Here is a 13,208-nt window from a genome sequence, read left to right as displayed (position 1 = left end):
TAAGTGAAGGAGATCGGCGGATGAAAACAAAGCTGCTTGCCGTAAGCCTGGTCCTCTCATTGATCTCGGCGATACTCTTCTATTCCGGCCCCACCAGTGCGGATACACCTGAGACGTACAACGCTGAACAAAGCTATGGAATAGCGAGTAAGGCGATCTTTTATCTGCGGGTGCTGAAAAGCGACGGTACTGCAAGCTCCACCGGAACAGGAGTGATCCTGTCTCCGGCCGGTACTGCAGCAACGGCGTATCATGTGGTCAAAAACGCACAGCGCATTGAAGGAGTCATGGCGGATGGAACGGTGATCAGTCCGATTAAAGTCACGAAGTCCGACGAGTTGAAGGATGTGGCCATTCTTGAACTGCCAACTCCTGCTGCGATGAAGCAAAAGGATAATGCCTATGCTTTTCTGCCGCTGCGGGGGGACAAGCTGAGACATGGTGAAGCGGTGTATGCCCTGGGCTATCCGCTCAAGAATACAGCGATCATCACGGAGGGGATTGTGAACACTCCGGCAGCCGACATTAACGGCAGAAGCCGGATTCTGACCTCGGCCCAGGTGGCAAGCGGAATGTCCGGTGGTCCTCTGCTGGATACGCATGGCGAGCTGGCGGGTATTATCTCCGGTTCCCTGCGGACGATGACTAACATTCATTTGATTGTGAATACGGAGGATCTGCGCAGCCTGCTGCCAGCTTCCTTCAACTAAAAGCAATACCAGAAGCAGCTTACACTTGAGGCTGCAATATAATACCGACTATGGCTGTCCTCAGGCGTTTCTTGGCAAACGCGGGGACAGCACTTTTTTTACAAACAAGAATGTATAAGCAGCTCGATGATCGTAATTCACCCCTATGGAAGGAGGAGGAACCCATGTGATTACGGCCTATTTGCTGGATGTGAACCAGAACGATCTATTCAAGCTGTCATCGATGCTTCAGCATACTGGCAAGGTGAATGTGATCGGCATGTCTGCTTATCCCGACAATGTTGTGGACCAGATTGTCCTTCTGCAGCCCGATGTGCTGTTTCTGGATCTTCAGCTGCCCGGCCATCAAGGAGTCGTTGTAGCCGAGCTGGTGAAGAAAAGGCTGCCGGATATTCAGATTGTGGTGGTCACAGAGACGAAGCAGCATGCCCTGTGGGCCTTCGACCAGGACATTGTGGATTATGTGCTGAAGCCGCTGGAGGAGGTCCGGCTGGGCCAGTCTCTGGAACGGCTGCGCAAGGGGAGCTGAAGCAGGCTGGCGGACGGAATCAGGGATGCCGGATGTTGTCTGCCCATGGTACAATGTACGGACAAGCAGAAAGGATGGGTGATTTTAGTTGAAGTATGATTTTAACCGTATCATTGACCGCCGCAATACCCGTTCCTACAAATGGGACCAGTCCGAGAAGCTGTTCGGAGACAAGGAGATTCTTCCGCTGTGGGTAGCAGATATGGACTTTGCAAGCCCTCCTGCGGTACAGGAAGCGATTCTGCGCCGCGTACAGTCAGGAATATACGGCTATAGCGTGACGGGCGACTCTTACAAAAAGGCGATTACCGGCTGGTACCGCAGACGCCATGACTGGGAGATTCAGGAGGAGTGGATCTCGGATTCTCCGGGGATTGTAACCTCACTCAGCCTGTCGGTGGAGCTGTTCAGCTCGCCGGGAGATCAGGTGATTCTGCAGTCGCCGGTCTACTATCCTTTCTATGATGTGATCCGGATGAATGACCGCAAGGTGGCGGTGAATCCGCTGAAGCTGGAAGCAGGCCGTTATGTCATGGATTACGTTCAGCTGGAAGAGCTGATGGCCGGCGGCGCGAAGCTGCTGCTGCTGTGTAATCCGCATAATCCGGGAGGCAGAGTGTGGGAACGGGAGGAATTGCTGCTTCTGGGCGAGCTATGCCTGCGGTACGGGGTAACCGTGATCTCGGATGAGATTCATTGCGATATGATCATGCCCGGACACAAGCATATTCCGTTCGCTTCCCTGTCACCAGAATTGTCAGACATTACGCTGACTACACTGGCGGCTACCAAAACCTTTAATCTGCCGGGGCTGCAGACCTCGTATATCGTCACCTCCAGCCCGGAGCTGAAACGGAAGTTCGACTATAAGATTAAGACGCTCAGCCTGCATATGTCGGCGTTCTTCTCGCCGGAGGCTGTGGAAGCGGCGTATAACGAAGGCGGAGAATGGCTGGATGAGCTGATCCTGCATATTAACGGCAATGCTGACTATGCCATCTCCTACCTGGCCGAGCATCTTCCGCAGGTGAAGCCGATGCAGCTGGAAGCCACCTACCTGCTGTGGATCGACTGCCGGGCGCTCGGACTCGATGCGGACGGGCTCAAGCAGCTAATGTACCGTGAGGCTAAGGTAGCCTTTAATGAAGGGTCTGTGTTCGGTGCGGAAGGCCAGGGTCATCTGCGGATCAATCTCGCGTGCCCGCGCTCCCTGCTGGCTGAAGCGCTGGAGCGGTTCGTCAAGGCTGCGGCTGCTTATGTAACTCGATAATCTGTAATGAAGAATCCGTCGCCTGATGAGGCTGGCGGATTCTTTGTTTGTATAGGAAACTATAGTTTCCTTCTGCTGTGGAAAAGGTGTGTGTAAATTTGTGGATACGAGTTCTTTGAAAGATTCGTAGAAGGACTTTGATGCTGAATGTGACTGAAGGCTGAGGGTATGCTTACAACCGAATACAATGGGCTGTTACAGTGGAATATGGACCCAATGTATGTGAAAAACAGCATACATTGTACTCGTAAGCAGGAATATGGACCAATGTATGTGAAAAACAGCATACATTGTGCTCGCAAGCAGGCGCACGGCCTGAATATATGTGAAAAACAGCATACATTATACTCGCAAGCAGGCATACGACCTGAATGTATGTGAAAAACAGCATACATTGTGTTCGCGCGAAGGTAATCTTATTCATCCTTTAGGATGATTTTGTTCTTGATTAGGAAATTATGATTTAAGTCCGATGTGGATAGTTGTGCATAAAGTTGGGGGTAAGTGTCTTGGAGCATCGGCAGAGGCGTGTGGGCCGAATGTGGTCGAAAAACCGATCACAATCACAATGGGGATGCCGCAGGCATTTTGTTCTTAAATATAGAATTTATATGTTTCACACGATACATTATCCTTCTATTTCTAGCAGAAACGGATACCGTCCTCTTAAGGACGCGTAGCCGTTTCTGCTTGTGTTGAAACCATATTGAGCCGGGGGAAGCCCCGTGATAAGATGGGCAGTGCAGTACGGGTGAATGAATAAGTATAAACAGAGAGTGGGAGAGATAGAGATGAGCAGCAGCAATACGACCCGGATAATTATAGATTGTGATACAGGAATAGACGACGCACTGGCCATATTGTATGCGCTCCGGGCACCGGGGGTAGTGGTTGAGGGGATTACGACGGTGTTCGGCAACATCGATGTGCAGCAGGCGGCGGATAACACGCTGCGCCTGCTTGAGCTTGCGGCTCCGGGCTATGAAATCCCGGTGGCGCTTGGCGCTTCCCGGGCGCTGGTACGCGAGCTGACCGGCTTCTCCACCCATGTTCACGGGGAGAACGGCATTGGCGGCGTTCAGCTGCCCCCCTCCCGGCAGGTGCCGGTTCAAGAGACGGCAGCAGAGTTCATTGCGCGGATGGCGGATACGAATCCGGGAGAACTGGTCCTGGTGACGCTCGGACGGCTGACGAACCTGTCGCTGGCACTGGATCTGGACCCGCAGCTGACCTCCAAGCTGAAGAAGGTAGTGGTTATGGGCGGTACGGTATATAAGCCGGGCAATGTCACACCGGTGGCCGAGGCCAATCTGTGGGGCGACCCGGAAGCGGCTGACCGAGTATTCACCTCAGGGCTGCCTGTAATGATGATCGGGCTGGATGTGACGCTGCAGACGCGGATCACTTCAGAGCATGTGGAACTGCTGAAACGGCATAGACGGGAAGAGAATAAGGCGGTCATCGAGTTTATGGAAGAGTCGCTTGCGTATTATTTTAAATTTTACCGCGAGGCGAACTATCTGATTAACAGCGCTCCGCTGCATGATCCGCTGGCCCTGATGGCTGCCTTGCAGCCGGATCTAGTAACCTGCCGCCGGATGAAGGTCCGTGTAGAGCATCAGGGGGCGTTCACCTCGGGTATGGTCGTAGCAGACCTGCGGGCACAGCCCAAAGAAGGCGAGTTCATCGAAGTGGCTGTAGAGGTGGATGCTGAACGGGCTGTTGGTGTCTTTTTGAGCGTGTTCATATAGGTATTAAGGGAACCCCGGACGGGTGAATCTGCAATGGTTACAATACCTTCATTTACTATATTTATCTAGTTTGCTAGAATAGTAGGGGATGTAAGGTTGAGAGATTCACAATCTATCTAAGAGAATGGGGAACTAACTTATATGAAGCATTTGGCCAAAATAGTATTATGCGCAGCGATCTCACTCGGCAGCCTCTCGGCACTTCCGGCAAGTGCGGTCCATGCGGCACCTGCGGGTGTCAGTATCATGCTGGACGGTTATCCGCTGCCGTTCCCGGTGGAGCCGGTGATGATGAACGGAACGACCATGGTGCCCTTCCGCGCCATCTCGGAAGCCCTGGGGATTCAGGTCGATTGGAATCAGAAGGCCCGCAAAATTACGGCCAGCCGGAAGGACGCAACTGGCACCGCTCCAACCGTAGTGGTCCTGACCCTCGGCAGCAAAAATGCAGTCGTGAACGGAACAGTGGTGAAGCTGGAGGTCGCACCGCAGGACATTCGCGGAACCACGATGCTGCCGCTTAAGTTCTTCAGCCAGCAGTTCGGGGCGGTGACCTCCTGGAATCAGGCGTCCAAGACCGTATCCATAACTTCCCCGAAGCGGGATATGTATACCTTGGGCTTCTACGCACAGAAGGCCTACAGTGAGGTCTCGCTTATTCCAAGCTTCGATGCGGTTGCTTTTGGCTGGGCACGGATTGACAAGGACGGCCAGTTCACCACCACCGGTAAGGATTTCTGGTGGCCGGAGGCTGCAGGTGATGTAACGCCGGAATCGATTGTGCAGAATGCCGCAGCGGGTGGAACTGCCCCTTACCTGATGGTCTATTCCAGTGACTCGTCACTGGAGCTGAGCAAGAATCTGGAGGACGCGCAGCTCCAGCAGCAGACGATCGCCAGTATTGTCGATTTGGCCACGCAGAAGGGCTTCAAGGGCATCGGACTGGATCTGGAAGGGCTGGGACTGACGGGGGATAAAGCGCTGGTGCAGAGCCAATATAACGCTTTTGTCAAAAATCTCTCTACAGCCGCCCGCGCCGCCAGCCTCAAGCTGACCGTCATTCTGCATCCGCTGAACAGCTCTTACAAGGGGTATGATTACAAGACGCTAGGAACACTTGCCGACGATTTGGTTATCATGGCTTACGCCTATGAAGGGGAGACCGGGCCGGAGCCGATGAATAAGGTTGATGAGAGCATTCGGCTGGCGCTTGATCAGGTCAGCAAGGAGAAGCTGATTCTCGGGATATCGGTCTACAGTGAGAACGAAGCCTCCGTCAATGCCAAGATCGGCCTGGCTAAGCGGTACGGCCTTAAGGGGATTGCGATCTGGCGTCTGGGGATCATCGGCCAGCCGGTGCTGAACCGGATGGGAGAAGCTGTCGAGCTGTAGCAGGTACATCTATCTTAATGAAGACTGCTGTATGGTGAGCCTATAACCGTGCAGCAGTCTTTTTGCAAAGATCAAAGATCAAATATCAAATGTCACATTAACCTCGCGGGCAAACCTGTATAATTCTATAGTTGACCTTAGAACAGATGGATTGAACAACCAAGGAGGACTATAGAAGATGAGCACGAAATATAAAGCGTTGGAACTGGATAAGCCGATGACTTATGAGCTGGAAGGGCTGGAAGTCGGCGTGACCTCGAACTGCAATTTCCGCTGTGATTACTGCTGCGCTTACAATAGAAATGACGGCCAGACCCTTGACGGTAAGGAGGTCATCCGCATTCTGGAGGAGCTGCCTAATCTGAAGCGTGTCCGGCTCTCGGGCGGCGAGGTTACGCTGAAATTCCAGGATTGTGTGGAGATTGTGGCATACTGCTCCTCGCGCGGCATTCAGACCCAGCTTAACTCGAACGGCAGTCTGCTGAATGAGGAGCGGATCGGGCAGCTGGTGGACGCAGGTCTGACGACGATTCATATTTCTTTTAATTTCACCACGGCTGAAGGCTTCTCGCGTTATTATAATATTCATCCGAGTGTCTATCACAAGATCAGAGAGAACATCACTATGTTCGCCAAAACCAATGTCAATGTGGTGCTGGAGACACTGCTGTTCAATGAAACACAGGATCATATGCAGGAAATCAGCGAGCATGTCTATTCGATGGGCGTAAGAACGCATGAAATTCAGAATAGTATTATCATGGGACATACCGGCTGGAAGGCGATTGCCGCCCGCGAGCAGCTAAAGAACGCTGTCCAAGAGCTGATCGACCGCAAGCCGGAGGACACGACGCTCTACTTCACTTGTATGGACCGGTTCATGGAGGCGATGGGCTTCGAGGAGCAGCCGGGCGTTTACTTCCCGCATTGCATCGAAGGGATGAAGCAGCTTCATCTGCACGGCAACGGCGACATTCTGATCTCCGAGCTGTGCCATCCGGTCATTATCGGCAATATCTATAATGGAACATCACTGAAGGACTTGTACAGCAATATGCCGGCCCCGCTGTCGGAATATCTGGAGAAACGACCTTGCCCGGCGTTGGACGCCTTGTTCCCGCAAGGAGTATAGCTCCCTTACCGGACCTTACAGCAGAGAAGTCAGTGCATCAGAGTATAATGGCATAGTTCACACAGGGGGTTGAAATACATGCTTGGTGCAGTAAGACGCGGATTAGTATCTTCCAATACGGTGCTGGAGCGGATTATGCCGCTGCTAACACCCGCAGCCATCGTGGTTGGCGTGATGAATGAGGCGTCGCTGCTTCCGTTAACGTGGCTGGTGCCCTGGATCTTCGCCGGGATGACGCTGATCGGCAGCCTGAAGTCAAGCTTCCGGGATCTGTTCACCGTGCTTGCCAGGCCGCAGAAGCTGCTCATCCTGTTCATTATTCTGCATATCGTCATGCCGCTGATCGGCTGGCTGGCAGCGATACTGTTTTTTCCAGGCGATCCTTATACGGTTACCGGTTATGTGCTGCTCTTTGCCATTCCGACCGGAGTGGTCAGTGTAGTCTGGGTATCGATGCATGGCGGGAATATCGCCCTGACTCTGGCGCTGATCCTGATCGATACGCTGCTGTCGCCATTGATTGTACCAGCTACGCTGTATCTCCTGATGGGGGCAAGCGTGCAGATGGACGCCGGCGAGATGATGCGGGGCCTGCTCTGGATGGTCGTCCTGCCTTCCGTAGCGGGGATGCTGCTGAATCAATTCACTAAAGGCAAGATCAGCACGGTCTGCGGGCCTCCGCTGGCCCCGTTTGTCAAGGTGGGCTTGTTCACCGTGGTCTCGATCAATGGAGCCAGCATTGCCCGATATCTGAAGCACCCGGACGGGAAGCTTGCGCTCATTATTGCCGTAACCTTCGTTACCGTTGCCCTCGGCTATGTCATTGGAGCTGTAGTCTCGCGCCGCCTTCATTATGATTATGCGAATACCGTAGCCGTGCAGTTCAACTCCGGTATGCGCAATCTCAGTGCAGGAGCCGTGCTGGCGGTGCGGTATTTTCCGCCTGCGGTGGCCCTGCCCGTGATCTCCGGGATGCTGTTCCAGCAGATTCTGGCTGCCTGCTCCGGCATGTTCATCCGCAGCAGGGTGAGACGCCTGCAGCAGGCCCGTTCGGCAGCAGTGCTGCCGGGTGCCTCAGCTTCGCCGGACAGCCCGGGCATGTAGTAGAATACCAACTTCATAGGCGGAATGCGAACCCGCTTTTCCTTACTTATCCGCTGAGTGCGGTTGTTAAGGAGGGCGGTTTTTTTACTATGTAAGAAAATAGATATATTATGTTGTCATTCGACAAAAATCGATATTTTTTCTGAAAATACAACATTCCATTATTCATTACGTTCGAGGAAAATCCGATAATTATTGTAATAAAGCAATCTTTTTGGTTGTTTGAAGGCTAAGGAAAGACAACGGGGCGGAAGGAAGTAGAAGAAGATGAAGATTCGTATGAAGCTATCGGTTATGATGATTGTCGTTACCCTGATTTCTACAGCATTAATGGGGATTTTTACGTACACCAAATCCACAGGCACCATCATGAACCTGACCGAATCTTCCATGGCGCAGGTAGGCACGGATAAGGCACAGACCATCGGCGCAATGATCGACAAGGAGAAGCGGAACATCCAGCTGGTTGCGGGGGAGAGTGAGATCACCGAGCTGCTGCTTCAGGCTGCAAATGGCGGCTCAGTGGAGGAAGCGCTACGTGACCAGATCAATGTCAAGCTTCAGGGCCAGGTGAAGGATGCGGGCAATCTGGAGCATATGTTCGTGGTCGATCTGAAGGGAACGGCGGTAGCGGACAGTGACATCAAGCTGGTCGGCGCCAACTTCAGCGATAGAAATTATACGAAGAATGTCTTGAAGACCGGGATGCCTGTCATTAGCGAGACGCTGAAATCCAAGTCAACAGGGGCATATATTGTGGCTTTTGTCCATCCGGTGATGAGTGGTGAGAAGATGATCGGATTCGTAGCTTCGGCGGTCAGGGCGGACAGTCTGGTGACCTATCTGGCCGATGCCAAGGTGGCGGGTGCGCCTTCCTCTTACGCCTATCTGGTGGATGAAACGGGGAATACGCTCTATCATCCCGACGGGAAGAAGACAGGTTCCCAGGTGGAGAACGAATCCATCAAAGCCGTGGTCGAGCGGGTGAAGGCGGGGGAGGGCGTTGCCGATGGCATTGTGGAATATACCTTCAACGGGGCCAAGAAAAAAGCGGCCTACACCGTGCTCCCCGAGACGAAGTGGACCCTGGTGCTGACCGGAGATGTGGAAGAGGTGCTGCAGCCGGTTAGCGAAATGACGAACTTCATTATGCTGCTCGGCCTGGGAAGCCTACTGCTCACTCTGCTGATCGGGACTACAGTGGCTACCCGGATCTCCTCGCCGATCATCAAGCTCACGGAGCTGGTGAACCGCACGGCAGAGCTGGATCTCAAGTATGATAACCAATATGAATATTTGACTAAAAATAAAGATGAGACAGGAACCATCGCCAAGGCTATGTTCCGTACCCGTGCGGCGCTGCGTGAGATGGCGGGCAGTCTGATTGCGATCTCCACCAAGGTACTGGACAATGCTGAGACGCTGGAGAAGCTGTCGAACGAGGTCAGAGAGAATGCGCATGACAATTCAGCCACGACAGAGGAGCTGTCCGCAGGGATGGAGGAGACGGCGGCTTCTACCGAGGAGATGACGGCGGCAATCCACGAGACCCTGAGCAATGTCAGAATGATCAGCGATAAGGTAAAAGAAGGCTCCGGAGTATCAAGCCAGATTACGCAGCGGGCCCTGGAGCTTCAGCATGATGCAGTGACGTCTACCGAGAACGCGAAGCAGATCTACAGCTCGGTCCGCAGTGAGATGCAGCAGGCCATTGAGCAATCAGGAGCGATCCACGAGATCAACGTACTGGCCGATACGATTCTCTCCATTACAAGCCAGACCAACCTTCTGGCCCTGAATGCAGCGATTGAAGCCGCACGGGCAGGCGAGGCGGGCCGGGGCTTCGCCGTGGTGGCCGGGGAGATCCGCAAGCTGGCAGAGAAGTCCTCCGAGACAGCGTCAGGCATTCAAGAGGTGGTCAAAAATGTCTATGCCTCCGTGGAGCAGATGACCCGGCATTCCGAGGCCGTGCTGAGCTTCATCGACCGCAATGTGCTGGGCGATTATGAGCGCCTGACCGAGGTCAGCCAGCAGTACAATGATGATGCTTCCACAATTAACGGGCTGATGAACCAGTTCGAGGAAGCGGCCGATCACCTGAACGAGACCGTCTCCAGCATCGCCATCGCTGTCAATGAGGTGGCGGCCACGGTGAACGAGGGGGCCATCGGGGTGCAGGATATCGCCGAGAAGACGGCGGATATTGTGGAGAAGACCTTCCATGAAGCCACAATGGCCGATGAGAATACGCAGAGTGCTAAGGAGATGCAACAACTGGTAGAGAAATTCAAAATCTAAACTCGTTTCAGCAGATCTTTACCTGGGCTTCATCTGTTTTTAAGCTTCGCGGGGTATAGTACTCACATACCCCCCTTTAATATAACTTTTGGCCCCGCCGGACGCTGGCGGGGTCCCTTTTTTATTCCAGCTGTTCACGAGCGGCTTGCCGTCTCCAGCATAGCGGCCATTTCTGTAAAGCCCTGCGACTGGGCATGCGCCAGCGGTGTGATACCCTCGCGGTCGGCGATGGCTGGATCGGCTCCGTGCGTCAGCAGCAGCTTGACGATTGTCTGATGCCGCTCCCCGCCGTCGCCGAGGATGACGGCCTCCAGCAGCGCGGTCCACCCCAGATTGTTGATATGGTCGATGTCGACATCCGAATGCTCCAGCAGATACTTGACGACCTCGACATGCCCTCGATCTGCGGCGGGGATCAGCGCAGTCCCCCCATAGCGGTTGGTCAGCGTCGTATCCGCTCCCGCCTCAACCGCCATTTTTACTATGTCCAGATATCCGGATGCTCCGGCATATAGCAGCACATTATTAAGCATACGGTCGCGAATGTTGATATCGGCACCTTGGGCAATAAGCGCCTCGACCGTCTCGGCATGGTTGCCATAAGCCGCGGCGGCTACCGCCGTTCGGCCGCTTTCGTCCTGCGCCTGAATATCCGCTCCCGCCTCCAGCAGCCGCAACACCTCAGCGGTATCCCCGCGCTCCGCCGCTGCGATTAATTGTTTATTCATGATTATGACCTCATCTCCCCTGCCGCCTCATCTAGGATACTAAGAATGGCAATTGGTTCTACCTTATTTATTGGTATTATGGACAAATCTATGATGAAATGTCAAAAGTCACGGGTAAACAGCATTTGCGCAAAGACCGTGGCGTCCGGTATGCTATATGTAAGTATTATACTGGAGGGAGGAAACTTCATGAGCAGATTAATGCTCAGCTCTGCGCAGAGTCTACGGACCCACACACAGCGGTTAATGTGCAGAGCGGATAGCAATACTCCGCTGTAACGATTCACCAGTTCCTCTGTGAACACCTGTCCGATAGACTCTGCTGCCTTGATAAGTTGAAACAACTTAAAAGGAGCGGAGCAAGTAATGAAATATGTAAATGCAGATGTGGTATTGCCGCAGCAGCTGCTGCAGGAGATTCAGAAATACATGCAGGGCGGGATGCTGTATATCCCGAAGCCTGAGGGACAGCACAAGCGGTGGGGGGAGAATTCAGGCGGCAGATCCTACTTAAGCGCCCGGAACCAGTCCATTCGTGAGCATTATGCCAGCGGATTGAGCGTAACTGAGCTGGCGGAGCAGTTCTGCCTGTCAGCCGACAGCATCAAGAAGATTGTGTATGGAAGCAAGCAGAGAAAGTAGAGATCTAAGGCCGCGTGACGCAGCCATTTCTGCTTGTGAGATTCAACCACGAGCTGGCTTCGACTGCACTATATACACTAGATTCCTTCAAAACCTCCCGAAAAATAGCATCTGCTGCACTCTGTACAGTAGAATTTTGCGCAGGCGGCCTTTTGGAGCATATATGCAGAAATCTGGTGTATGAAATACAGCAGAATGAGTTTTTGGACCCATTCAATCATAATCTATTGTAGAAAATACAATCGCAGCGTCCACGCACACGTGCTAACACACAAGCGCCAACTCACGAGCATCCACACACAAGCGCCCATACACAAGTGTCACAGAAGCGCCTACACAAGGCACACAAGCATGCAAGGTACTCAATCACACAAACACCTAAACCTGACCCCACCCTACACAGTGAGGCTGTCCCAAGAAGTCGCGTTATGACTCTTGGAGCAGCCTCTTTGTTTAAATATAAGAATTTATATGTTGCACACGATAACTTATCCTTATATTTCTCGCTGAAACGATACCGTCCTTAAAAAGGACGGCAAAGCCGTTTCCACTTGTGTGCAAAAGTCAGGTTATACCTGTCTATTATCTATGTCCGCTGCCTCCGCCAACCCTATAATGAATGCAGACATCCATATGAGGGGGCAGGAAGATGAAATTAGGAACAGCAGCAAGGGATATAGTACTGCGGGCGCTCAAGGCGTACGAATTAGATTGGACGAAGATCGAATATCTTGGAAAATCCGATAGTGTCACCTTCAAGCTAGAGACGGAAACAGCGGGCAAGCTGCTGCTGCGGATTCATGGTGAACGGTGCAGCCGGGCAGAAATTCTGTCAGAGCTGGAGTGGCTCAGCCATCTCAGCGGGGCAGCGGAGCTGGTTGTCCCTGTGGGGCTGCGCGATTCAAGCGGTAGTTATATCCTGGAGACTGGCAATGAACCTGGCAATGAACTTTACGGTGGAGCGCAGGAGCTTAACTATGTTACCCTGATGCGCTGGGTCGAAGGTGAACATGTAGCGGGCAATCTGACAGATGAGCAGCTCCACGCTGTAGGCGTGATGCTGGCCGGGATGCATCAAGCAGGCGAACAGTTTGTACCATCGGCGGAGTTCACCCGTCCGGCTTGGGGAGCGGACAGCTTTCGCAAGCATTGGAATAAGCTGGAGAAGCATCTTTCGGCTCTGGTCCCGGAAGCATGGTGGAAGCTCTATCAGGCTGCCGCCGCCAGAATCCCGGGTGAACTCGAGGCTATGACGCCAGACCCCGGCAGCTATGGCCTGATCCATGGTGACCTGCACTTTGGGAATGTGGTGTTCGCTGACGGCCAGCCCCGGGCGATTGATTTCGGCCTCTGCGGCTACGGCTTCTACCTGTATGATCTGGCCGCCGCTCTGCTGGAGCTGTCCACGGAGCAGCGCAGGAGTCTGATTCGGGGCTACAGCAGCATCCGTGCGCTGGAACCTGATTACGAACGGAAGCTGGAATGCTTCTTCATTATGATCATGATCGGGAACTATAGCCACCACATCTCTAATCCCGATGAACTCCCTAGCTTGCGCGAAGAACAGCCGTATGCGCTGGCCTATCTAAAGGAATATCTGGCGGACTCCCGTTTTCTGTTCAAGGGGATCGAACCTGTGCAAGTGGAATGAA

The 13,208-nt window shown here is 53.2% G+C and carries 11 protein-coding genes; 10 read left to right on the top strand and 1 reads right to left on the bottom strand.

The features are described from left to right. The first annotated feature begins 20 nt into the window (after positions 1 to 20). The 8 genes from J2Z70_RS15425 to J2Z70_RS15390 all read left to right on the top strand — a co-directional run bounded on the left by J2Z70_RS15425 (position 21) and on the right by J2Z70_RS15390 (position 10,186). Complete coding sequence (locus J2Z70_RS15425) at positions 21 to 710, top strand: S1 family peptidase (RefSeq protein ID WP_036725368.1); 690 nt, start codon at positions 21 to 23, stop codon at positions 708 to 710. 166 nt (positions 711 to 876) lie between these two features. After that, on the top strand, positions 877 to 1,239 hold the full coding sequence (locus J2Z70_RS15420; RefSeq protein WP_051478017.1) for a LytR/AlgR family response regulator transcription factor: 363 nt from the start codon (positions 877 to 879) through the stop codon (positions 1,237 to 1,239). A gap of 88 nt (positions 1,240 to 1,327) precedes the next feature. Next, positions 1,328 to 2,509 carry a MalY/PatB family protein gene (locus tag J2Z70_RS15415; RefSeq protein WP_209874495.1) on the top strand — a complete coding sequence of 394 codons (1,182 nt, stop codon included), beginning with the start codon at positions 1,328 to 1,330 and terminating at the stop codon, positions 2,507 to 2,509. Positions 2,510 to 3,300: 791 nt separating this feature from the next. Continuing rightward, positions 3,301 to 4,260: a nucleoside hydrolase gene (locus J2Z70_RS15410; RefSeq protein WP_209874492.1), complete on the top strand. Its 960-nt coding sequence runs from the start codon at positions 3,301 to 3,303 to the stop codon at positions 4,258 to 4,260. Positions 4,261 to 4,401: 141 nt separating this feature from the next. After that, entirely contained in the window at positions 4,402 to 5,652 is a 1,251-nt protein-coding gene (locus J2Z70_RS15405) for a stalk domain-containing protein (protein ID WP_209874489.1), read from the top strand. A gap of 178 nt (positions 5,653 to 5,830) precedes the next feature. Beyond that, positions 5,831 to 6,784 carry a radical SAM protein gene (locus J2Z70_RS15400; RefSeq protein WP_209874486.1) on the top strand — a complete coding sequence of 318 codons (954 nt, stop codon included), beginning with the start codon at positions 5,831 to 5,833 and terminating at the stop codon, positions 6,782 to 6,784. A gap of 78 nt (positions 6,785 to 6,862) precedes the next feature. Further along, the gene (locus J2Z70_RS15395; protein ID WP_245368254.1) at positions 6,863 to 7,888 is read left to right on the top strand and encodes a bile acid:sodium symporter family protein; all 1,026 of its coding nucleotides are present in this window, start codon (positions 6,863 to 6,865) and stop codon (positions 7,886 to 7,888) included. A 267-nt stretch (positions 7,889 to 8,155) separates the two neighbouring features. Continuing rightward, entirely contained in the window at positions 8,156 to 10,186 is a 2,031-nt protein-coding gene (locus tag J2Z70_RS15390) for a methyl-accepting chemotaxis protein (RefSeq protein WP_209874484.1), read from the top strand. 134 nt (positions 10,187 to 10,320) lie between these two features. Here the strand turns inward: J2Z70_RS15390 and J2Z70_RS15385 are convergent, their stop codons facing one another. Beyond that, positions 10,321 to 10,914, bottom strand: coding sequence for an ankyrin repeat domain-containing protein (locus J2Z70_RS15385; RefSeq protein WP_209874481.1), 594 nt, complete (start codon positions 10,912 to 10,914; stop codon positions 10,321 to 10,323). A gap of 366 nt (positions 10,915 to 11,280) precedes the next feature. On the opposite strand from J2Z70_RS15385, the gene J2Z70_RS15380 reads away from it, so the two are divergent. Then, the gene (locus J2Z70_RS15380) at positions 11,281 to 11,556 is read left to right on the top strand and encodes a CD3324 family protein (RefSeq protein WP_036725355.1); all 276 of its coding nucleotides are present in this window, start codon (positions 11,281 to 11,283) and stop codon (positions 11,554 to 11,556) included. A gap of 649 nt (positions 11,557 to 12,205) precedes the next feature. Further along, entirely contained in the window at positions 12,206 to 13,207 is a 1,002-nt protein-coding gene (locus J2Z70_RS15375; protein WP_209874478.1) for a phosphotransferase enzyme family protein, read from the top strand. Position 13,208 lies beyond the last annotated feature (1 nt).

The sequence above is a fragment of the Paenibacillus silagei genome, assembly GCF_017874735.1.
Taxonomy (GTDB): Bacteria; Bacillota; Bacilli; order Paenibacillales; family Paenibacillaceae; genus Paenibacillus_AQ; species Paenibacillus_AQ silagei.
Note: the sequence above shows the minus strand (reverse complement) of the source record. Positions and strands in the feature narration are given on the sequence as shown.